Annotated in this window: 17 protein-coding genes; 7 read left to right on the top strand and 10 right to left on the bottom strand. The window is 66.1% G+C overall.

The window, feature by feature from the left end; all coding sequences use genetic code 11:
- Nucleotides 1–254 precede the first annotated feature (254 nt).
- The 3 genes from ASC94_RS29525 to ASC94_RS29515 are packed head-to-tail and all read left to right on the top strand — an operon-like array spanning nt 255 to nt 3,233.
- The gene (locus tag ASC94_RS29525) at nt 255–1,025 is read left to right on the top strand and encodes an aldolase/citrate lyase family protein (protein WP_056404754.1); all 771 of its coding nucleotides are present in this window, start codon (nt 255–257) and stop codon (nt 1,023–1,025) included.
- Nucleotides 1,022–1,951 (top strand): 2-hydroxy-3-oxopropionate reductase, encoded by a 930-nt coding sequence (gene glxR, locus ASC94_RS29520; protein ID WP_373888147.1) that lies wholly within the window; start codon nt 1,022–1,024, stop codon nt 1,949–1,951. The genes ASC94_RS29525 and glxR overlap by 4 nt, the downstream gene beginning before the upstream one ends.
- A 13-nt stretch (nt 1,952–1,964) precedes the next feature.
- The gene (locus tag ASC94_RS29515; RefSeq protein ID WP_056404750.1) at nt 1,965–3,233 is read left to right on the top strand and encodes a glycerate kinase; all 1,269 of its coding nucleotides are present in this window, start codon (nt 1,965–1,967) and stop codon (nt 3,231–3,233) included.
- A gap of 1 nt (nt 3,234) precedes the next feature.
- On the opposite strand, the gene ASC94_RS29510 is transcribed toward ASC94_RS29515, so the two are convergent.
- From ASC94_RS29510 to ASC94_RS29495, 4 genes are all read right to left on the bottom strand, one after another.
- Nucleotides 3,235–4,092 (bottom strand): hypothetical protein, encoded by an 858-nt coding sequence (locus ASC94_RS29510; RefSeq protein ID WP_056404748.1) that lies wholly within the window; start codon nt 4,090–4,092, stop codon nt 3,235–3,237.
- A gap of 118 nt (nt 4,093–4,210) precedes the next feature.
- Entirely contained in the window at nt 4,211–5,611 is a 1,401-nt protein-coding gene (locus ASC94_RS29505; protein WP_056404746.1) for an MFS transporter, read from the bottom strand.
- An 11-nt stretch (nt 5,612–5,622) separates the two neighbouring features.
- Nucleotides 5,623–6,075 carry a MarR family winged helix-turn-helix transcriptional regulator gene (locus ASC94_RS29500; protein WP_307718857.1) on the bottom strand — a complete coding sequence of 151 codons (453 nt, stop codon included), beginning with the start codon at nt 6,073–6,075 and terminating at the stop codon, nt 5,623–5,625.
- Nucleotides 6,076–6,187: 112 nt separating this feature from the next.
- The gene (locus ASC94_RS29495) at nt 6,188–7,645 is read right to left on the bottom strand and encodes a DEAD/DEAH box helicase (RefSeq protein ID WP_056404744.1); all 1,458 of its coding nucleotides are present in this window, start codon (nt 7,643–7,645) and stop codon (nt 6,188–6,190) included.
- A 388-nt stretch (nt 7,646–8,033) separates the two neighbouring features.
- Between ASC94_RS29495 and ASC94_RS34105 the strand changes: the two genes are divergently transcribed.
- Nucleotides 8,034–11,075, top strand: coding sequence for a VIT domain-containing protein (locus ASC94_RS34105; RefSeq protein ID WP_056404742.1), 3,042 nt, complete (start codon nt 8,034–8,036; stop codon nt 11,073–11,075).
- Nucleotides 11,076–11,133: 58 nt separating this feature from the next.
- Here ASC94_RS34105 and ASC94_RS29485 read toward each other — a convergent pair whose 3' ends face one another.
- From ASC94_RS29485 to ASC94_RS29470, 4 genes are all read right to left on the bottom strand, one after another.
- On the bottom strand, nt 11,134–12,378 hold the full coding sequence (locus ASC94_RS29485; RefSeq protein WP_056404739.1) for a hypothetical protein: 1,245 nt from the start codon (nt 12,376–12,378) through the stop codon (nt 11,134–11,136).
- A complete protein-coding gene (locus tag ASC94_RS29480) occupies nt 12,375–12,920 on the bottom strand; it encodes a sigma-70 family RNA polymerase sigma factor (protein WP_229417447.1) in 546 nt (181 codons plus the stop codon). The genes ASC94_RS29485 and ASC94_RS29480 overlap by 4 nt, the downstream gene beginning before the upstream one ends.
- 105 nt (nt 12,921–13,025) lie before the next feature.
- A complete protein-coding gene (gene fabI, locus ASC94_RS29475; protein WP_056404737.1) occupies nt 13,026–13,817 on the bottom strand; it encodes an enoyl-ACP reductase FabI in 792 nt (263 codons plus the stop codon).
- A 207-nt stretch (nt 13,818–14,024) separates the two neighbouring features.
- Complete coding sequence (locus tag ASC94_RS29470; protein WP_056404735.1) at nt 14,025–15,401, bottom strand: transglycosylase SLT domain-containing protein; 1,377 nt, start codon at nt 15,399–15,401, stop codon at nt 14,025–14,027.
- A gap of 218 nt (nt 15,402–15,619) precedes the next feature.
- Here ASC94_RS29470 and ASC94_RS29465 point away from each other — a divergent pair, with 218 nt between their 5' ends.
- Both ASC94_RS29465 and ASC94_RS29460 read left to right on the top strand, forming a co-directional pair.
- Nucleotides 15,620–16,207: a DUF1415 domain-containing protein gene (locus tag ASC94_RS29465; protein WP_056404733.1), complete on the top strand. Its 588-nt coding sequence runs from the start codon at nt 15,620–15,622 to the stop codon at nt 16,205–16,207.
- A gap of 20 nt (nt 16,208–16,227) precedes the next feature.
- Complete coding sequence (locus tag ASC94_RS29460) at nt 16,228–16,461, top strand: DUF1289 domain-containing protein (RefSeq protein WP_056405416.1); 234 nt, start codon at nt 16,228–16,230, stop codon at nt 16,459–16,461.
- On the opposite strand, the gene ASC94_RS29455 is transcribed toward ASC94_RS29460, so the two are convergent.
- Together ASC94_RS29455 and ASC94_RS29450 are read right to left on the bottom strand one after the other, a co-directional pair.
- Nucleotides 16,462–17,091 (bottom strand): hypothetical protein, encoded by a 630-nt coding sequence (locus ASC94_RS29455; protein WP_200955851.1) that lies wholly within the window; start codon nt 17,089–17,091, stop codon nt 16,462–16,464.
- A 111-nt stretch (nt 17,092–17,202) separates the two neighbouring features.
- Nucleotides 17,203–17,709, bottom strand: a complete 507-nt coding sequence (locus tag ASC94_RS29450) for a DUF1993 family protein (protein ID WP_056405413.1) — start codon at nt 17,707–17,709, stop codon at nt 17,203–17,205.
- Between the two features lie 175 nt (nt 17,710–17,884).
- Between ASC94_RS29450 and ASC94_RS29445 the strand changes: the two genes are divergently transcribed.
- Nucleotides 17,885–21,004 carry an EAL domain-containing protein gene (locus ASC94_RS29445; RefSeq protein ID WP_056404731.1) on the top strand — a complete coding sequence of 1,040 codons (3,120 nt, stop codon included), beginning with the start codon at nt 17,885–17,887 and terminating at the stop codon, nt 21,002–21,004.
- Nucleotides 21,005–21,015 lie beyond the last annotated feature (11 nt).

Here is a 21,015-nt window from a genome sequence, read left to right as displayed (position 1 = left end):
CGCCCAGGAATTCGCGTAAGGCCTGCAGCGGGCCGCGGTAGCGGATCGGAAAATCAGGTGAGCGTTCATCAATGCCTCTTGGGTTTGGCGCGCCATATGCCGCTGGACAGGGGGGGAAGCCAATCTCATTAAACCGTCAAGCCTGGTCCAGGCTTGCATTTTTTTCGCATCGCAGCATATACTCCAATAAGTCGTACGACGACTGATCACTTGTTGTTTGTATAAATATCACCAACCTTTACAGGAGCAGTGGCATGAGCAAACGCATCAACCATTTCAAGCGGACCCTCAAGGGCGGCACCCTGCAAATCGGCCTGTGGTCTGGGCTGTCGAGCAATGTCACGGTGGAGGTGCTGGCCAATGCGGGCTTCGACTGGCTGCTGCTGGACATGGAGCACTCGCCCAATGAGCTGCCCATGGTGCACTCCCAGCTGCAGGCGATTGCGCAAGGCACGGCCCAGCCCATCGTGCGCCCGCCGTGGAACGACACCGTGGTGATCAAGCGCCTGCTCGACGTGGGCGCGCAAACGCTGCTGATTCCTTTTGTGCAGAACGCCGAGGAGGCGCGCCAGGCGGTCGCCGCCACGCGCTATCCGCCGCACGGCGTGCGCGGGTTTTCCACCGCGGCGCGCGCCTCGGACTATGGCCGCGTGGCCGATTACTGGGCCACCAGCAGCGACGATATTTGCGTGCTGCTGCAGGTGGAAACGCCGGAGGCAATTGCCAACATCGAGGAAATCGCCGCCGTGGAGGGCGTGGACGGCATCTTCATCGGCCCCGGCGACCTGGCCGCCTCCATGGGCCACCTGGCCAACTTGAAACACCCGGACGTGGTGGCCGCCATCGAGGGCGCGGTGCGCCGCATCGTTGCCACCGGCAAGGCCGCTGGCGTGCTGATGGGGGACGAGGCGCTGGCGCGCCGTTACATCGCGGCCGGTTGCACCTACACTGCAGTAGGCAGCGACATCGGCTTGCTGGCGCGCGGCGCCGAAGCGCTGGCAGGAAAATTCAAGAATGCCGCCTGAGCGCGGCCCATCCACAAAGGAGCAAGGATATGAGTAAGGTTGGCTTTATTGGCCTGGGCATCATGGGCGCGCCGATGGCGGCGAATCTGCTGAAGGGCGGGCACGAGCTGTTCGTCTTGCAGCGCAAGCCGCTGCCGCCGGAGCTGGTGGAACTGGGCGCGGTGGCCTGCGCCAGCAGCGCGGAAGTGGCGCAGCAGGCCGACGTGATCATCCTGATGGTGCCGGACACGCCGCAGGTGGCCGAGGTGCTGTTCGGCGAAGGCGGCGTGGCGCAGGGTCTGAGCGCCGGCAAGACGGTGGTGGACATGAGCTCCATTTCGCCGATTGAAACCAAGAAGTTCGCGGCCCGCATCAATGAACTGGGCTGCGAATACCTGGATGCTCCGGTGTCCGGCGGCGAAGTGGGCGCCAAGGCCGCCACGCTGACCATCATGGTGGGCGGCAGCGAGGCGGCGTTCAATGCGGTCAAGCCGCTGTTTGAACTGATGGGCAAGAACATCACGCTGGTGGGCGGCAACGGCGACGGCCAGACCACCAAGGTGGCCAACCAGATCATCGTCGCGCTGAACATCGAGGCGGTGGGCGAGGCCCTGCTGTTCGCCTCGCGCATGGGCGCCGATCCGGGCAAGGTGCGCCAGGCGCTGATGGGCGGTTTCGCCGCGTCGCGCATCCTGGAGGTGCACGGCGAACGCATGATCAAGCGCACCTTCGATCCCGGCTTCCGCATCGAACTGCACCAGAAGGACCTGAACCTGGCGCTGAGCAGCGCGCGCGCCATCGGCGTGAGCCTGCCCAACACCGCCACGGCGCAGGAGCTGTTCAACACCTGCTCGGCGCACGGCGGCAAGGCCTGGGACCATTCCGCGCTGGTGCGCGCGCTGGAGATCATGGCAAACTACCAGATCGGCGCCAAGCTGCCTGAATAAGCCCGGGGACCCCATGACATTCCAAGCCACTTTATTGCGCAGCATGTTCGACGCCGCCGTGGCGGCGGCGCAGCCCTCGCTTTGCCTGCCCGCGCACCTGCCCGAGCCGCCGCGCGGGCGCACCCTGGTGATCGGCGCCGGCAAGGCGTCGGCCGAGATGGCGCGCGTGCTGGAGCAGCACTGGCCGGGGGAGCTGAGCGGGCTGGTGGTCACGCGCTACGGCTACGCCGTGCCGTGCCTGCGCATCGAGATCGCCGAAGCGGCGCACCCGGTGCCGGACGCCAAGGGCCAGGAAGCGGCGCGCCGCATCCTGGCCATGGTGCAGGGGCTGACGGCGGACGACCTGGTGATCTGCCTGATATCGGGCGGCGGCTCGGCGCTGCTGCCGATGCCGCACCCTGCGCTGGACCTGGCGGTGAAGCAGGAGATCAACCGCGCGCTGCTGCAAAGCGGGGCCACCATCGGCGAAATGAACTGCGTGCGGCGCCACCTGTCGGCCATCAAGGGCGGCCGGCTGGCGGCGGCCTGCCATCCGGCGCGCGTGGTAACGCTGCTCATTTCCGACGTGCCGGGCGATAACCCGGCCGACATCGCGTCCGGCCCCACCTGCGCCGACGCCACCACCTGCGCCGACGCGCTGGACATCCTGAAACGCTACGGCATCTCGGTGCCGGCTGCGGTGACGCAGTTGCTGGAATCAGGCGCCAGCGAGAGCATCAAGCCGGGCGATCCGCGCCTGGCGCGCAGCGAGGTGCGCCTCATTACCGCGCCGCAGATCGCGCTGGAGGCGGCGGCCGAGGTGGCGCGCAAGGCCGGCATCACGCCCTACATCATGGGCGACAGCATCGAGGGAGAGGCGCGCGACGTCGGCATCGTCATGGCCGGCATTGCGCGCCAGGTGGCCATGCGCGGGCAGCCGTTCGAGGCGCCGTGCGTGCTGCTCTCCGGCGGCGAAACAACCGTGACGATACGCGGCAAAGGCAGGGGTGGGCGCAACGTGGAGTTCCTGCTGTCGCTGGGCGTGTCGCTGAACGGGCACCCCGGCATCTACGCCATCGCCTGCGACACCGACGGCGTGGACGGGCAGGAGGAGATCGCCGGCGCCATCATCGGGCCGGACATGCTGGAAAAGGCGTGGGGCCAGCGCATCAACCCCCGCCTGAGCCTGGCCAACAACGACGGCCACGGCTTCTTCCAGGCGCTGGGCGCGTCCGTCGTGTGCGGACCGACGCTGACCAACGTGAACGACTTCCGCGCCATCTACGTGGAACCGCAGGCTTAGCTCAGAAGTGGTACTCCGCGCGTACCATGGGGGTGCGCGCGGTGGCGCCAGGATTGCCCTTGTCGCTGTTGCCGAACTTGTTCTTCCAGAACTGGTACTCGATGCCGACCTTGAAGGTGTTCTTGGCCGCGCCCACGGCCGCGCTCATGTCGTACATGACCTGCATGTCAATGTTGGTTTCCGGCTTGGTGGCCGCGCCGAACTCGTTGGTGCCCTTGTTGCCGATGAAGTTGGCGTAGCCTTCGAAGGACAGCGGCACGCCCGCGTTGAAGGGAATGCCCCACACCAGGTTCAGCATGGGGTGCACGTCGTAGTCGTAGCGCGGCGTGGCGGTTTTCGAGAAGCCGCTGTAGGGTGCATTGCTTTCCCACAGGGCCAGCAGGCTAATGTCGAGAAAGCCAGGCACGTCCAGGTTGAGCGTGGGACCGGCCACCAGCATGCGCTTGCGCGAGTTATAGCCTGCGTCGTGCTTGACGTTGAAGTCGAAGCCGGCCGTGAAGCCCAGGCCGCGCATGGCCCCCATCTTGAAATTCCTGCCCGTGACCTTGCCCAGGTCCAGCGTATGGCGGTACAGCACGTACACCTCGCGCGCGCCATCGTCCGAGCCCACGCTTTTCGGATCGGTCTTGTCGGACAGCAGCAGGTCCGCGCTGATGAAGTTCTTGCCGTAGGCGTAGCCGTTCACGTGGCTCAGGTTAACGATATTCTTCTTGATGTCCGCAGGATTGAACGGCTCCGCGAAGTGCGTGCCGTAGCGGTAGCTCAGCGCGGTGTCGCTCCAGTCCACCGCCTGCGCGGCGCCTGCGCCCAGCAGCGCCAGTGTGGCGAGAAAAGTATGGTTCATAATCTGCTTCGTCATGCGCTGTTCTCCAGGGGGTGATGCGCCCATTGTGTACGAAAAGGCGCGCCCCGGGGCCAAAGCGTGGCGAAAGCGCGACGCCGCGCAGCGCCGATACCGCAGCATACCGTAGGGCGGGTTAGCGCTTCGCGCGTAACCCGCCGTCCGCGCCAATCGCCGCCATCGGCGTCAGCGCCCAGGCCAGCCCGCTCACAGCCAGCAGCAGCACGCTGCCGCCGGCAAACAGCTGCGCCAGCGACACCACCTTCAACAGTGCACCGATCGCCGCCGCCGACAGCGGCGCCAGGCCCATGAAGATGAACATGAAGATGCTCATCGCGCGGCCCAGCATGCGCGGCGGCACACTGCCCTGGATCCAGGTGAACACGGCAATCTGCATGAAGCCCGCCAGCGTGCCGGCCAACAGCAGCAGGGCGGCGCCCTGCCAGGTGGCGCTGATGGCGCCCAGCGGCGCCAGCAGCAGCGCAACAATGGCGTCGATGGCCAGCAGGGTCGCGCCGAAGCCGCCCAGGCGCAGCGAGATGCCGGCACTGGACAGCGCCATCCCGAGCAGCATGCCGGTGCCGTGCGCGCCGGTCAGCACGCCGAGCGAAGCGGCGCCGTGCAGGTTACGGCTGGCCAGCAGCGGCAGCGCCACCTGCATGGCACCGCCGACGAACACCGCCACCACTGACCAGTAGATGAAGCAGGTGCGCAGTGCGACGTCGCGCCACACCGTCAGCAGGCCCTCGGCCACCGAAGCAAAGATCGACTGCGGCGGGCCGGCGGGCGCCGCGGCGCCTTCGCGCATGCGCACCTGCGCCAGCGTCCAGGCGGTGAACAGGAAAGTGAAGCAGTCGAACGCGAATGCCAGGCCGATGCCCAGGGCGCCCGCCGGCGCATGCAGCGCCGCACCAGCCGCCGGACCGCCGGCGCCGGCGCTGGCGGCGTTGCCATGCGCAGCGATGCCGGCACTGGCTGCAGGGCCGTGCGATGCGGCGCCGCCGTCGCCTGCAAGGGCAATCAGCAGCGCGGCGAGCACGGGCCCGGCCAGCATGGTGAGCTGGCGCATGCCCATCATGGCGCCGTTGGCCGCTTGCAGGTGCTCGGGCGGCACCACCTGCGGCATGATGGAGGTGCCGGAAGGGATAGAGAACGCTTGCGCCAGGCCCAGTCCCAGGGCCAGGGCGTACAGCAGCGGCAGCGACAGCAGGGCCGGCGCGCACAGCACCAGCCAGGCCAGCGCGGCAAGCAGCGCCGCGTTGGCGTATTTGGTCAGCATCAGCACGCGCCGGGGCGAGTAGCGGTCCACCAGTGCGCCGCCCACCAGCATGAACACGGCGCGCGGCACGCTCATGATGGCGATTACCGCGCCCAGCGCGAGCGGGTCGCCGGTCATGGTGAGCACCAGCCAGGGCAGGGCGATCATGGTGAACTGGTCGCCGAAGCCGGAGATGACGCCGCCGCTGAGCAGCCAGCGGAAGTTTTTGTCGCGCAGGATGGGGGAGCGCGGCGGGCGGGGAGGGCGGGGTGTCGTCATGGCTGCGCCCCTCAGCTGTTGGTCAGGTTCATGCCGGCCACGCTGCCCAGCACGGCGGCCAGCGCGTCCAGCTGCGCCGGGTCGGAATTGCGCAGCAGTTCGGCGCTCACTTCGCGTGCCGTCACCATGGCGTTGTCCAGCATCTCGTGCCCGGCGGAGGTGATGACGGCGTAGCCGACGCGCGCGTCGCGCGGGTCTGGCTGGCGCGCCACCATGCCGTTCTTCTCCAGTGGCAGCAGGGTGCGCGTGACGCCGGACGCGGTCAGGCCCTGGCGCTCGGCCAAGTCCACGCGGCGCAGGCGGCCGCCGGGCGCCCTGGCCAGGTGGTTCAGCAGCATGAAGTCGCCGAAGCTCAGGCCGAAGTGGCCACCCAGCGCGGCGTCCAGGCGGCGCACCATGGCCGCTTGCGCGCGCGCCAGCCGCAGGCAGAAGTCGAGGGCGGCGTCGCCGGTAATGTTTTCCACGATAACTCCTTGAATATCGTTTGATTAGTGCTTGAGTACGCAAGTATATGACCGGGACGAAAAAAAAGCCACCGATTTTTTTCGGTGGCTTTTCGTCAGAGCCTAGCGCCGATTAACGGTCGCCGTAGCTGCGGCGCGCGCCGTCGGTGCGGGCGCCCTTGTAGCCGCCGCCTTCACGGTTGAAGCCGCCGCCGGTGCTCGCGCCTTCGCGCGGGTAGCCGCCCGAACCGCCTTCACGCGGGTAGCCGCCGCCTTCCTTGCGCGGTGCGCCCGGCTTGCTGAAGCTGCGCTGGCCTGGCTTGGCGCCACGGTTGTCACCCGGCTTCCAGCCGCCTGGACGGGCAGCCGAACGCGGAGGAGCGGTGCGCTTAGGCTCGAAACCTTCGATGGTGGTGACCGGGATCAGCTGCTTGGTGAAGCGCTCGATGCGCTTCACGTTCATGCCTTCGGCGTGGTTTACCAGCGAGATCGCCAGGCCATTGCGGCCGGCACGGCCGGTACGGCCGATGCGGTGCACATAATCTTCAGCGAACTTCGGCAGGTCGTAGTTGAACACGTGGGTGATGGTCGGAACGTCGATGCCGCGGGCCGCGACGTCGGTTGCCACCAGCACTTTCACCTGGCCGCGGCGCATGCTGTCCAGGGTGCGGTTGCGCGCGCCCTGGTGCATATCGCCGTGCAGTGCCGCTGCTGAGAAACCGGCGATGTTCAGGCGGTCGGCGATGGTGTCGGCGTCACGCTTGGTGGCCGTGAACACCACTGCCTGGTCCAGCGTTTCGTCGCGCAGCAGGTGGTCCAGCAGGCGGTTCTTGTGCGACAGGTCGTCCACGAAGTGCACGCGCTGCGAGATGTTCTCGTGCTTGTTGGCGGCGCTGATGATCTGGATGACCATCGGATCCTTGGTGATGCGGCGGGCCATATTGCCCACCACGCCGTCCAGGGTGGCCGAGAACAGCATGGTCTGGCGGCTGTCCGGGGTGGCGGCAACGATCTTCTCGATGTCGTCGATGAAGCCCATGTCCAGCATGCGGTCGGCTTCGTCCAGCACCAGGATTTGCAGCTGGGAGAAATCGATCTTGCCCGATTCCATATGGTCGATCAGACGGCCAGGGGTCGCCACCAGGATTTCCGGATTGCGCGACAGCAGTTGCATCTGTTTAGGGTAAGGCATACCGCCCAGGATGGACACGGCCTTGATGCCACGCAGGTTCACTGCATACTTGTCGGTATTGGTGGTCACTTGCAGGGCCAGTTCGCGGGTTGGGGTCAACACCAGCATTTTTGGCTGTGCAGCTTTGAAACGTGGACGCTCGCCGCGCGCTTTGGCGGCTTGCATTTCCTGATTAGGGGTCTTGCCGGCGGCAGCCGGCGGCAGTGCGGCCAGACGGGTCAGCGACGGCAGCATGAATGCTGCGGTCTTGCCGGAACCGGTCTGGGAAGATACCAACAGATCCTTGCCTGCGATAGCGGCGGGCACAGCTTGCTCCTGTACGGGCGTAGGCTTGGTGTAGCCGGCGTCGGTCAGGGCTTTGAGTACGGACGTGTTGATACCAAGTGCTTCAAAAGTCATTCTTATCTTTCGTAAAAATCAGCGTTCATGCAAAAACGCAGAACGCAAAATAGCAACGCCAACCAAACGAAATGACTCTAACAAACCAGATTAGAAATTTCGGCACAAAAGCTTTGCGCCGGGACGGTGTCTTATTCGACACACAAGGCGGGGGGCTTTATAAGCGTCATCGGGACGATGCGCTAAGGCTTGCGTAGCTGCTGTTATTCTAAGTGTCGACTGCGTGTTGCAGCGCACAAGCCGCTACTATAACGCATTTCCGGCTTTCCTGCACGCTTATCTGGTCTTTTCGTTAGCGAGGACATAATTTTTGTCCCGCTTTAACCCCTTTTCCCCGCCTGTTTCGTTTCACTCCTGATACCGGCCGGTCCGGGACCAGGAGAAAAGTATGTTGAAAAGACTGTTTGCGTTGCTGGCGCTGCTGCCGCTGGCCCTCGCAGCGCTTGCGGCCACGCCGCCGCTGATGGAAACCCTGAACGGCGAGCGGCCGGTGCGCCTGCAAAGCCTGAACATCGCCAGCGCCGTGAGCGGCGGCATGGCTGAAACCACGGTGCGCATGGTGTTTTTCAATCCTAACGGGCGCGCCTTGGAGGGCACGCTGCATTTCCCCCTGCAGGAAGGGCAGCAGATCAGCGCTTTCGCGCTCGACATCGACGGCAAGCTGCGGCCGGCCGTGCCGGTGGAGAAGAGCCGGGGTCGCGAGATCCTGGAAGCGGTGGAGCGGCGCGGCATTGACCCGGGGCTGCTTGAGCGCACCGAGGGCAACAACTTCCGCCTGCGTGTCTATCCGATCCCGGCGCAGGGCACGCGCACGGTGGAGCTGAAATACGTGGAAACGCTGGCGCGCGATGGCGCGGGCTGGATCTACCGCCTGCCGCTGGCCTACGGCGAGCGAGTGCGGGACTTCGACCTGAACCTGCGGGTGAGCGGCGCCAGCGCGCCGCCGCGCAGCAGTGGCGCGCTGGGCGACGTGAATTTCAGCGGCATGCGCAGCGGCTACCATGCCCGGGTGGCAAAGCAGGACTTCGCGCCGGGCGGTGCCGGAAGCGGCGCGGCGCTGGTGTTGCGCGTGCCGGCCAGTGCGCAGCCGCAGGCCTACCTGCAGGAGCTCGCCGGCGAGCGCTATTTCGTGGCCGAGATTCCGGTGGTGGCGCGGCGCACGGCGCGCAAGCTGCCCAGGGTGGTGGGCCTGCTGTGGGACAGTTCCGGCTCCGGCGCCAACCGCAATACAGACGCGGAACTGGCGGAGCTGGACCGCTACTTCAAGGCGCTGGGGCAGGCCGAGGTGCGGCTGGTGCGCCTGCGCGACCGTACCGAGGCGGCGGCAAGCTACCGGGTGGAGCGGGGCGACTGGAGCGCCTTGCGCAAGGCCCTGCAGTCGACCGTGTACGACGGCGGCAGCGCCCTGGCGGACTGGCAGCCGCAGGCCGACGTGGGCGAGTACCTGCTGCTGAGCGACGGGCTGCTCAACTATGGCGCAAGCAAATTCCCGGCCCTGGCGGCGGGGCAGCGCCTGTATGCGCTCAACTCCTCGGCCAGCGCGGACACCGGCCGGCTGGCGGCACTGGCCGAGCGCAGCGGCGGGCAGCTGGTGCAGGTGCAGGCCGACCGTCCCGGCGCGGCGGCCGAGATGCTGCTGACGGAAGGTCCGCAATTGCGGGACCTGCGCGCCGACGGCGCCAGGGACCTGCTGGCGGACCTGTCGGGCGCGCGGCAAGGCATGCTGCGCGTGGCCGGCAAGCTCACGCAGCCCTCCGCGCAACTGGCTTTCACGCTGGTGCAGCAGGGCAAAGCGGCCGACATCAAGCTGGCGGTGACGGACGGCGCGCCGGTGCATCCGCAGGCGGCGCTCATGTGGGCTGGCTACAAGCTGCGCGAACTGGAAGCGGACTTCGAACTGCACCGCGGCGCCATCCGCCGCCTGGGCGCGCAATTCGGACTGCCGACGCGCGAAACCTCGCTGCTCGTGCTGGAGCGCATGGACGATTACGTGCGGTACGACGTCACCCCGCCGGCCGAGCTGCTGGCCGAGTTCGAGAAGGCCAAGGCGCGCTATGGCGCCATGCTGGCGCAGCGGCGCGGCAAACAGCTCGACGATGTGGTGCGCCGCTTCCAGCAGAAGGTGGCATGGTGGAACACCGACTTCTCCAAACGCGCGCCTGCCAAGCCCGTGGCGGAACCGGCGCCGGTCGATGCGCGTCCCGGCGTGGTTGGGGTGAAGGTGACGGGCAGCCGTATCACGGAAATAAGAGACAGCGTGGTCGCAGAGGACACGCGCATGATGCCGATGCCCGCACCTGCCATGGCACCCGCGCCGCCGCCGCCGCCGCCGCCGGCCCCGGCGTCGGCGTCTACTGCGCAGCGCCAGACCATCGTCGCCCACGCCAGCAACGTGGCGCCCATGGCGCAAGGGTTCGCGCCCGGCAGTCCGCAAGTGTTCCACCGTTCGGCCCCGTCAGCCGCGCCCAGTGGCGGCATGGTCGTGGGGCAAGCGGGCGAAGCGCCGGGCGCCGCAGGCGTCATCACGATGAAGCGATGGTCGTCGAATGCACCCTATGTGGCGCGTATGAAGGCCGCTAGCAATGAGCAGCTGTACGCGGTGTACCTGGACGAGCGTCCATCGTGGAGCGGCAGCAGTGCCTTCTACCTGGACGTGGCGGACATGCTGTTCGAGCGCGGCCAGCGTGACCTTGGCCTGCGCGTGCTGTCCAACCTGGCCGAGCTGGAACTGGAGAACCGCCACGTGCTGCGCATCCTCGGTTACCGCCTGTTGCAGGCCGGCGCGCCGCAGCTGGCGGTGCCGGTGTTCGAGCAGGTGTTGCTGTTGGCGGGGGAAGAGCCGCAATCCTACCGCGACCTGGGCCTGGCCTACGCCGCCTTGGGCAAGCACCAGCAGGCGGTGGAGCAGTTGTACGAAGTGGTGCTGCGCCCCTGGGACGGCCGTTTTGCCGACATCGAACTGATCGCGCTGGCCGAGATGAATGCCATCATCGCCGGCGCGCCCAAGGGCACGGTGGACACGGCCCGCATCGATTCGCGCCTGCTGAAAAACCTGCCGCTCGACTTGCGCGCCGTGCTGGCCTGGGACGCCGACAACAGCGATATGGACCTGTGGGTCACCGACCCGAACGGCGAGCGCTGCTACTACGCGCAGATGAGCACCACGCAAGGTGGCCGCATCTCTCGCGACTTCACCGGCGGCTACGGGCCCGAGGAATTCTCGCTGCGCAAAGCCAAGCCGGGCAAATACCAGGTGCATGCCAACTTCTTTGGCCATCGGCAGCAGCTGGTGGCCGGCGCCACCACCGTGCAATTGCGCCTGACCACGGGCTTCGGCACGCCGGATGCAAAAGAGGACATGGTCACCGTGCGCCTCACCGGGCGCGGTAACTCGGTGCTGATGGGGGAGTTCGAAGTGCCCGAAAAGTAAATCTGTTTTGGTGTGCGGCGGGGCGCATGCGCCGGTTCACGGAACCGGCGGCGCTCCGCTAGGGCTTTTCCGGCGGCGGGAACTGTTCGGACACCGTGTCCGGCACAGGGTAGGCGGGGTAGGCGGCGCGGAACTTCTTCCACTCGGCTTGGGCCGCTCCGTGCTCGTTTGTGCGGAGCAGCTCTTCTATCTTTTGCAGCCAGTCCTTGGCTTGCAGCTCATGCGGCGCCAGGATGCGCGATCCGGTGACGGACACATTTTGCGCCGGCGCGGCCGGCGCCGGCTGCGCGATGGAAGGCATCGGCGCGAACGCCAGCGGTGCGGGCGGCGGCGGAGGCGGTGCCGGCGCCGGTGCCTGTTCAGGTGCCGCATTTGCGGCCACGGGGGGCGCGCGGTAGTAAATCCCGGCGCCCGAAGCGCCTGTCGACGGCTGCGGCAAGGTGTACTGCTGCGCGGGGCGCACATTGCTCGCGTTGGCGGTGACGATAGTAACCGAGCCGCCCGGCGCGGCGCGTTGCGGTGCCGAGGCTCGTGCCTGTGCCGGTGCCGCTGCCGGTGCCGGCGGTGCAATCGGGGCTGGCGCGGGCATCGCAGGCCGCGCCGGCTGGTCGGCCAGCCTGGGTTCGTTCTTGGCAGGGATGGCGCTCCCGGGCGGCGGCGGCAGGGGGCTGCCTACATCTTCGGCCAGCACGATGTCTGCCAGCGTGGAAGGAGCCGCCGCCGATGGGGCGGCAGGCACGGCCGACCGCTTCGTCCCCGCGCGCTTCGGCGACGGGGCCGGAAGCCCGGCTGAAGGCCTGCCGGCGATGATCTTGCCCTCCGGCGCGGAGGGGAGCGCCACGGCGGGGGCGGGTTCGGGCAGGGCAGGCGCCGCGCCGGGTGGCGCTGCCGGTGCCGGTGCCGGTGCAGCGGGGGACGCTGCCACCATGGCCCCCGTCACCGGATCATGCGCCTGCCATAAAGGCAGGGCGACCGAGATCGCGGCGACGCCGGCCGCCAGCGCCAAAGGCAACTGCCAGCGCGATTGCCAGCGCGGAGCAGCGGGCGCAGCGCTGTCCGGAGCGGCCGTAGGATGGGCAGCGGGACGGACAGGCGGCGCAGCAACCGCGTCATTGGCGGCGGGCAGGGCGGCCAGCTTCTCGGCGGCCAGCGCGGCAGCGATGCGGGCCTGGATGGCCGCGTCCAGCGCAGGCGGCGGCGCCGGCTGCGCCAGCGCGGCCAGATCGCGCGACAGCGCATCGTCGCCTTGCAGGAAGGCTGCGAATTGCGCGTCGTCGATGTGATCGTGGTCCTTGCCGCTCATGCCTGTTCCTCCCGCGCATACTGCTCGCGCAATTTCTTCATCGCGTAGCGCAGGCGGCTCTTCACGGTTTCCACCGGCGCCGCCACCAGCTGCGCGATTTCCTCCAGCGACATGCCGCTGAATTGTTGCAGTATAAGCGCTTCCTTTTGTTCGGCGGGCAGCGCATGGATGGCCGCGTGCAGCGCGCTGTTCTGCTGGCGCGACTCCATGGCCGCGTCGGGCGCACCGGCGGCGTCGGCGGCCGGGCAGGGCGCCTCGTCCTCGGCGGCCGTTTGCGGCTGGCGCAGCAGGTCGATCAGCCGGTTGCGTGCGATCTGGTACAGCAAAGTGCGGAAAGTGGCTTGCGGCGTATAGCTGGCGCGCGCCTGGTGCAGGCTGAACCAGCTGTCCTGGGCGATCTCATCGACCCAGTCCCGGCGCGGCGAGCGCCAGCTCAGAAAACGGTACAGGCCGCGGCTATGGCGGCCGTACAGCTCCTGGAAGGCGGACAGGTCGCCTTCGCAGTAGCGCAGCATCAAGGCTTCGTCGGAAAGTTCGCTCATACCGGCAGTGCCCCTAAGCGGACTGAGCCGCATTTTGCCTAATTTGGGGGTCTGACCCCGAATTTAGGCAAAATGCGGCTCAGGCTGCCTGAGGCGGGTGGCAACTTATTGGTAGTCGCTGGCGTTCAGGCCCATGACGTGCGAGAAGCCGCCGTCGACGTAGGTGATTTCGCCGGTGATGCCGGAGGCCAGGTCGGACAGCATGAAGGCGGCGGTGTTGCCCACTTCTTCAATCGTCACGTTGCGGCGCAGTGGGGCGTGCGAGGCGGCAAAGCCGAGCAGCTTGCTGAAGTCCTTGATGCCGGACGCGGCCAGGGTCTTGATCGGGCCGGCCGAAATGCCGTTGGCGCGGATGCCCATCTGGCCCAGGTTTTCCGCCAGGTAGCGTACCGACGCTTCCAGCGAGGCTTTGGCCAGACCCATGGTGTTGTAGTAGGGAATCGCACGCACGGCGCCCAGGTAGGACAGCGTCAGCACCGACGAGCCTGGCTTGAGCAGCGGCAGCGCGGCCTTGGTCATGGCCGGGAAGCTGTAGGCCGAGATGTCGTGGGCGATGCGGAAGTTTTCACGCGTCAGGCCGTCCAGGAATTCGCCGGCGATCGCTTCGCGCGGGGCGAAGCCGATGGCGTGCACCATGCCGTCCAGCTGGCTCCATTCTTTGCCCAGGTCGGCAAACAGGGCCGCGATCTGTTCATCGCTGCCGACGTCGCAATCGAACACCAGCTTGCTGCCGAATTCGGCGGCGAACTCGGTGATGCGGTCTTTGAAGCGCTCGCCGACGTAGGTGAACGCCAGTTCGGCGCCTTCGCGCTGGCACGCCTTGGCGATGCCGTATGCGATGGACCGGTTGGACAGCAGGCCGGTGATGAGGATTTTTTTGCCTTGCAAGAACGCCATATTCACTCCAATTGCTACTGCTGCGATGGCACGCGCACCCGCAGGCGGCGTTAGCGACAGTATGGGTTGTTTATTTTAGTGATGGGTGGGAGACCCGATACCGTAAGACCGAGATTGTAGGGGGTAGCTGCCGCTGCTGCAACTTTTTGAGGCCTGCATGGCGGGTGACGCGCTGCGCGCTCACCCGCCCTAGGGCCCCGTCACCGCTCAATTCTGCTTGGTTTTCTTCTTGCCGGCGGCGTCGCGCGGCACGCGCGCTTTCACCAGCGAGACCGGCGCGTCCTTGGCGGTGCCGCCCTTGGCTTGCTTGTAGTTGCTGGAACGCTTGCCGCCGCGGTCGGCCTCGAACGCCACCACGGCGTTGTCCGCCACTTCGGGGGCGATGTCCATATGCAGCGAGGACGAGGTTTTCGGCACCAGGATGGTGGAACCGGCCTTGAGCACCGATTTGCTCGGGATGTTGTTGGCCTGGCGTATCACTTCCGGCGTGGTGTGGAACTTCGATGCCAGCGTTTCTATGCGTTCGCGCGCGCTGGTGATCTTGTGCGTGGTCCAGCTCGACAGCGCGCGGCCCCATTGCGCCAGGTTCAGGTTGAACTTTTCGGCGTTGGCCTTGGGCAGCAGGATCTGGGTCTGCTCGCCGCCGGTGATGACGGGGCGGTTGAACTGCGGGTTGAGCGCCTTGAACTCGTCCACCGACATTTCCGCCAGCTGGGCGGCAATGGCCAGGTCGATGTCGCTGGTCTTGTCGACAGCGGTAAAATACGGCTGGTTGTCGATCACCGGCAGATGCAGGCTGAACTGGGCCGGATTGGCCACGATGTTCTTCACCGCCTGCAGTTTGGGCACGTAGTTGCGGGTCTCGGCGGGCATCAGCTCGGCCAGGCTCTCGAAATCGGTGGGCTTGCCGGCCGCCTGGTTGCGCTTGATGGCTTTCTGCACATTGCCTTCGCCCCAGTTGTAGGCGGCCAGGGCCAGTTGCCAGTCGCCGAACATGTCGTACAGGCGCTGCAGATAGCTCAGGGCGGCGTCGGTCGAGGCCAGGATGCCGCGCCGCTCGTCCTTGAAGGCGTCCTGCTTCAGGTTGTAGTCCTTGCCGGTGCCGGGCACGAACTGCCACATGCCGGCCGCGTTGGCGCTGGACAGGGCTTGCGGGTTGAAGGCCGATTCAATGAAGGGCAGCAGCGCCAGTTCGGTCGGCATGCCGCGTTTTTCCAGTTCGGTCACCACGTGGAACAGGTAGCGCGAGGCGCGCTGGGTGGTGCGGGCCATGTGGTCCGGACGGGCGCTGTACCAGCTGACGTGCTTCTGGACCAGTTCGTTGTTAATATCGGGAATGGCGTAGCCGGTACGGATGCGGCCCCAGACGTCGGTTTCCTTGAACGCGTCTTCGCTGACGGCGGGCTTGGCGATAACTTTGGAGACGGGGAGCAGTTCGGTGGTCGGCAGCTTGGCCGTGGCGGGCGTGGCCAGCGGAATCAGGGGGAGCGTGGCCGAGGCTGCCGCGCCGTCGAGTGCCTGGCTGACCGCGGGCGCCAGGGTGATCAGCGCCGCCAGCAAGGATGTCTTAATTCGTGCTTGCATAGTATTCCATTGTTGTCGTCGAGAAACACGGACGAACCATGAATAATGGGGCAGTGTACGTAGGTTGCACCTGCTGAGTCAAGAACTAATGTCCGCTGGATGACAGTTTCTTTGATGTAATGATGTCAGCAAATATATCGACGTTGACGGAAGTAGACGGCATTTTGCCGGAGTGCGTACAATGCGCCCTCGCCGCAAGCATTTACAAGGAAAGACCTATGAGCAAGCCCATCGCCGACCAAGACGCCGTCATCGCCCTGACCCAGAAATGGCTGGAAAAAGCCGTTATCGGCCTCAATCTGTGTCCTTTCGCCAAGGCCGTGCACATCAAGAACCAGATCCGCTACGTGGTGACGGAGGCATCCACCGACGAGGAGCTGATGGAAGTGCTGATGGCGGAGCTGGAATTGCTGGCCGAGGCCAGCCCGGAGAAGATCGACACCACCCTGATCATCCATCCCCAGGTGCTCAACGATTTCGAGGACTACAACGATTTCCTGGACGTGGCCGATGCCGCGCTGGAGGAAATGGACCTGGACGGCATCCTGCAGGTGGCCAGCTTCCATCCCGACTACCAGTTCGCCGACACCGACAAGAACGATATCGACAACTATACCAACCGTTCGCCGTACCCGACCCTGCACCTGCTGCGCGAGGACAGCGTGGACCGCGCGGTGGAGGCCTTCCCTGAGGCGGAAGACATTTTCGAGAAGAATATCGAGACCATGCGCAAGCTGGGCCACGATGGCTGGGATGCGCTGGAGATCGATGCGCAGCGCGATCCGAAGCCTCGGGTGAAGGAATGACGGAGATGGAACTGAAGCGCATGGCGGCGGCGGTGCACGAGGCGGCCGCGCCGTCCGCGCCGTCCGCGCCGGCGCCGCCCGTGCGCCCTGACACGCCCTGCGTGGCGGTCTGCTCCACCACCTTCGACGACATCTGCCGCGGCTGCGGCCGCACCTATATCGAGGTGGCGCACTGGGTGTCGATGTCGGACCAGGAGAAAGAAGCGGTGTGGCAGCGCATCACGGCGCAGGGCTACCCGCGCCGCAATACCTGATCAGGCCTGTATCACCATCTTGGCCGAGGCGGGCGAGCAGCCGCAGTCGAACACATAGGCGCAGCCGCCGCCGCAGAAATTCATGCTGGTGGCGTGGTCCGGGCCTTCCTCGAGCTGCGCCACGAAGGCCATGTCCCGGCCGCATTCGTTGCACTGAGGTACTTCCTCGCCCTGTACCCAGCTTGGCTGTCCGCCCAGCTGGCCCAGGATGTCGCGCCCGCGCCGGCCTTCCGAGTCCCATGCCTCGCGCGCCTCGTCGTAGTCGCCGTCCAGCGTGTCGATGCGTGCGCCGTGGTGCGTGGCGCGCACGGCGGCGCCGCCCGGGGGCGGTGCCGCCAGGCTCAGGCCGGCATCGGCGGGCACTGCCACCACGGCATTGCCGCCGCTGTCGGCTTCCCATTCGTCGCAGCATCCCGGATCGTTGTCGCACTTGAACAGCAGCAGCAATTTGTCGCGCGGCGAGGACGGATGGTTGGTGCGCAGCTGGCCGAGGAATTGCATGTGGCCTGCGCATTCGCGGCAGACCGGCCAGGCAAAGCCGGCCGGTACGCTGGGCAGGCCGCCGAAGCTGGTGTGGGCGCCGGCGCCCTGCGGCACGCCGGCTTCATTGATGAGCAGATGGGTGGGCATGGTTGCGGGTGTGAGTTGTGATATCGGCAACCTTACCACAGGAATCAGCGCCGCGCGCACGAGGTGGCGCGCGGCGCGGCAGATCAATCGCTGCCGATCAGTAGCTGCCGATCAGTAGCTGCCGATGAAGTCCTTCTTGCCGATTTCCAGGCCGTTGTGGCGCAGGATGTCGTAGGCGGTGGTGGCGTGGAAGAAGAAGTGCGGCAGCGCGTAGTGCAGCAGGTAGGTGGTGCCGGTGAAGTGCTTGGTCTTCTCGCCGCTGCCGGTGGTGATGGCGCGGTCTTCGGCACCGCCGAAGTCGGCTGCGTCCAGGCCTTCCAGGAAGGCGATGGTCTTGGCGATGCGCGCCTTCAGTTCGGCGAACGTCTTTTCGGTGTCTTCGTACGGCGGCACTTCCTGGCCGGCCAGGCGCGCGCCGGCGCCCTTGGCGAAGTCGGTGGCGATCTGGATCTGGCGCGAGAACGGCAGCATGTCGGGGAACAGGCGGAATTGCAACAGCGCGTTGGCGTCCAGCTTCTTCTCGGTTACATGGGCATCGGCCTTGTCGAGGATGGCCAGCAGACTGTTCAGGATCTGCTTGAACACGGGGATGGATGCGGTGTAGGTGTTAAAAGTCATGGCGGGCTCCTCTTGGAAAGTGGCGATGATAGCAAGCTTGTCGCATTCTTGCTGGCGCCGATAGCTGTGCCACAGTGTAATCTGGTGACGGATACGCTTGTTTGCGTGCATAATTGTTGCAAATGAAAAATTCCTGAATGCGCCGACACGCGCCGGCCCCAAGTCCCCGTGGTGAATGATTAGTTCTTTATACAGAAGGATGCGTTCCCGTTTGAGCGCGCTGTACGGCCTTTCCATCTACGGCGCCCTGCTGCTGGTGGTGTTTGGCGGCCTTGTGATACCTGCGATCATCGGCAGCTATCTGCTGATCGGCGTGCATGAGCAGCAGTCGGCCAAGATGGCGCTGAACGAATCGCTGCAGCGCAATGCCGACATCCTGGCACTGGGCATGCAGGAGTCACTGTGGAATATGAACGCCGAATCGGCCCATTCGCTGGTGGAATCGGTCATGCGCGACCGCTCGGTGCTGCAGGTGCAGGTGACCGGTCAGGCCGAAACCCAGTTCATGAACGTGCAGTCGCCGCGCCGGCAGATCGGCAACGTCTACCGCGCCGAGCGCGAAATCCAGGTGCGCGGCGAGAAAATCGGCCGCATCGTGGTGGAGATGGACGACGCCCGCAGCCAGCAGGAGCTGCGCGAGAAGCAGCTGTCCTATGTGTTCGTGCTGGCCGCGCAGCTGACCGTGTCGCTGCTGCTGATCGTGCTGTTCTTGAATAAGCGCCTGCTCAAGCCGCTGCGCAAGCTGATGCGCTTTTCCGACCGGCTCTCGCACGGCGACTTCGAAACCCGGCTGGAACCTACCGGCAGCGACGAGCTGGGACGCCTGTCCGGCCAGCTGGAGCAGATGCGGGTGGCGATCAAGCACCTGTTCGAGGACATCGGCCAGCGCGAGGAGCGCTTCCGCACCATCGTGACCCAGGTGCCGGGCGCGGTGTTCCGCTTCCGCCCGGACGGCCCGGTCGATTTCGTGAGCGACGCCATCGAGGACATTTCCGGCTATTCGGCCGCGCAATTCATGCGCAGCACCAGCCATTCATGGGCCAACCTGATCTGCCCGGAGGACCGCCGCATGCAGCGCCGCGTGGTGAGCCAGGCCATCCGCGACGGCCGCCCGTACGCGGTGGAGTACCGCATTATCGACGCCAGCGGCACCGAACGCTGGGTGGCCGAGAACGGCCAGCCGCAGGTGTCCGAGCGGGGCGACAGCGCGCCCTGGGTGGACGGCATCATCTCCGACATCAGCCAGCGCAAGCACAATGAAATGCGCATCGAGGCCCTGCTGGCCGAGCAGAGCGCCATCCTGGACAATGTGATGTTCGGCGTGATGTTCGTGCGCAACCGCCAGATCGTGTCGGTGAACCGGCGCTGCGAGGAGCTGTTCGGCTACGAGCCGGGCGCCATGGCCGGCGCCTCCACGGCCATCGTGTTCCCCACCGCCTTCGACTTCGAGTCGGCCGGCGCGCGCCAGTATCCAACGCTGTCTGCCGGCGAGTATTTCAGCGAGGAGCGCCATTACCGCCGCAAGGACGGCTCGCTGTTCTGGTGCATGGTGAGCGGCTGCGCCATCGACCAGAGCCACGCCAATGAAGGCAGCATCTGGGTCTACGCCGACGTGACCGCGCGCAAGGAGGCCGAGGAAAAGCTGCGCCTGTCGGCCACGGTGTTGGAGCACATCGCCGACGGCGTGATGGTGATCGATGCGCAGGGCACCATCGTGGCCGTGAATCCCGCCTTCACCCAGATTACCGGCTACAGCGAGGCCGAAGCGCTGGGCAAGGACCGCGCGCTGACGCGTTCCGGCCGCCACGAGGACGCCTTCTACCAGACCATGTGGCAGGATCTGGAGACCACCGGCTTCTGGCGCGGCGAGATCTGGAGCCTGCGCAAGACCGGCGAGCTGTACCTGGAATGGCTGACCATGAGCGCGGTGCGCGACACCCACGGCACCACCACCCACTACGTGTGCGTGTTCAGCGACATCACGCTGGTCAAGCAGTCGCAGGAAAAGCTGGACCACCTGGCCCACCACGATCCGCTCACGGCACTGCCGAACCGCCTGCTGTTCCACGACCGCCTGCACCACGCCCTGCAGCGCGCCGCGCGCGAGCATGAGCAGCTGGCGCTGCTGTTCATCGACCTGGACCGCTTCAAGAACGTCAACGACACCCTGGGCCACCACATCGGCGACGAGCTGCTCAAGCAGGTGGCCGAGGCGCTGCAGGGCAAGCTGCGCGACGGCGATACCCTGGCGCGCCTGGGCGGCGACGAATTCATCGTGCTGCTGGAGAACGTGGACGGGCAGTACGGCGCCAGCCTGGTGGCCGAGAAGCTGGTCGGCATGTTCGAGCAGCCCTTCATGGTGGCCGGGCACGAGCTGTTCGTCACCTGCAGCGTGGGCATCAGCCTGTACCCGGCCGATGCCACCGACCTGAATATGCTGATCCGGAACGCCGACGTGGCCATGTACCAGGCCAAGGCGCGCGGCCGCAACGGCTACCGCTTCTACGCGCCGTCCATGTCGGGCGAGGGCGTGGAGCGCCTGCGCCTGGAAACTTTCCTGCGCCGCTCGCTGGAAAAGGACGAGATGTTCCTGAATTACCAGCCGCAGGTGGAAATCGATACCGGCCGCCTGGTGGGGGTGGAGGCGCTGGTGCGCTGGAACCATCCGGAACTGGGCCTGGTGCCGCCCAACCGCTTTATTTCGCTGGCCGAGGACACCGGCTACATCAACCAGCTGGGCAAGTGGGTGCTGTACCAGGCCTGCCTGCAGATGGTGCGCTGGCAGAAAGCCGGCTTGTGGGTGCCGAAGATGGCGGTCAACCTGTCGGCCAAGCAGTTCGAGCGCGGCAGCATCGCTTCCATGGTGGGCGATATCCTGCGCGAGACCGGACTGGAGCCGCACCGGCTGCAGCTGGAGGTGACTGAATCGGTGATCATGAACACCGGCGACGCGCTGGTCTTCATCAACGACCTGCACTCGATCGGCGTGGGGCTGGCGATTGACGATTTCGGCACCGGCTACTCTTCGCTGGCCTACCTGAAGCAGATGCCGGTGCAGACCTTGAAGATCGACCGTTCCTTTATCAAGGATATCTCCACCGACGTGAACGACGAGGCCATTGCCATCGCCATCATCCAGCTCGGCAAGAGCATGAATTTGTCCGTCATCGCCGAAGGCGTGGAGACGGACGAGCAGGCGGCCTTCCTGCTGCGCCACGGCTGCAACCTGGCGCAAGGCTATTTCTACAGCCGTCCGGTGCTGCCGGACGACCTGCTGCAGCGCTGGCAGCCCTGATCCCCTCTATC

The sequence above is a fragment of the Massilia sp. Root418 genome, assembly GCF_001425265.1.
Taxonomy (GTDB): Bacteria; Pseudomonadota; Gammaproteobacteria; order Burkholderiales; family Burkholderiaceae_D; genus Rugamonas.
This window is presented reverse-complemented; position numbering and strand designations above follow the sequence as displayed.

Excerpts from the sequence above, each read along its gene's own strand:
- ASC94_RS34105 (WP_056404742.1), top strand. The coding sequence starts at position 8,034 with ATGTTGAAAAGACTGTTTGCGTTGCTGGCGCTGCTGCCGCTGGCCCTC.
- ASC94_RS29450 (WP_056405413.1), bottom strand. The coding sequence starts at position 17,709 with ATGACTTTTAACACCTACACCGCATCCATCCCCGTGTTCAAGCAGATC.
- ASC94_RS29525 (WP_056404754.1), top strand. The coding sequence starts at position 255 with ATGAGCAAACGCATCAACCATTTCAAGCGGACCCTCAAGGGCGGCACC.
- ASC94_RS29465 (WP_056404733.1), top strand. The coding sequence starts at position 15,620 with ATGAGCAAGCCCATCGCCGACCAAGACGCCGTCATCGCCCTGACCCAG.
- fabI (WP_056404737.1), bottom strand. The coding sequence starts at position 13,817 with ATGGCGTTCTTGCAAGGCAAAAAAATCCTCATCACCGGCCTGCTGTCC.
- ASC94_RS29470 (WP_056404735.1), bottom strand. The coding sequence starts at position 15,401 with ATGCAAGCACGAATTAAGACATCCTTGCTGGCGGCGCTGATCACCCTG.
- ASC94_RS29485 (WP_056404739.1), bottom strand. The coding sequence starts at position 12,378 with ATGAGCGGCAAGGACCACGATCACATCGACGACGCGCAATTCGCAGCC.
- ASC94_RS29445 (WP_056404731.1), top strand. The coding sequence starts at position 17,885 with ATGATTAGTTCTTTATACAGAAGGATGCGTTCCCGTTTGAGCGCGCTG.
- ASC94_RS29460 (WP_056405416.1), top strand. The coding sequence starts at position 16,228 with ATGGCGGCGGCGGTGCACGAGGCGGCCGCGCCGTCCGCGCCGTCCGCG.
- ASC94_RS29455 (WP_200955851.1), bottom strand. The coding sequence starts at position 17,091 with ATGCCCACCCATCTGCTCATCAATGAAGCCGGCGTGCCGCAGGGCGCC.
- ASC94_RS29505 (WP_056404746.1), bottom strand. The coding sequence starts at position 5,611 with ATGACGACACCCCGCCCTCCCCGCCCGCCGCGCTCCCCCATCCTGCGC.
- ASC94_RS29480 (WP_229417447.1), bottom strand. The coding sequence starts at position 12,920 with ATGAGCGAACTTTCCGACGAAGCCTTGATGCTGCGCTACTGCGAAGGC.
- ASC94_RS29515 (WP_056404750.1), top strand. The coding sequence starts at position 1,965 with ATGACATTCCAAGCCACTTTATTGCGCAGCATGTTCGACGCCGCCGTG.
- ASC94_RS29510 (WP_056404748.1), bottom strand. The coding sequence starts at position 4,092 with ATGACGAAGCAGATTATGAACCATACTTTTCTCGCCACACTGGCGCTG.
- ASC94_RS29495 (WP_056404744.1), bottom strand. The coding sequence starts at position 7,645 with ATGACTTTTGAAGCACTTGGTATCAACACGTCCGTACTCAAAGCCCTG.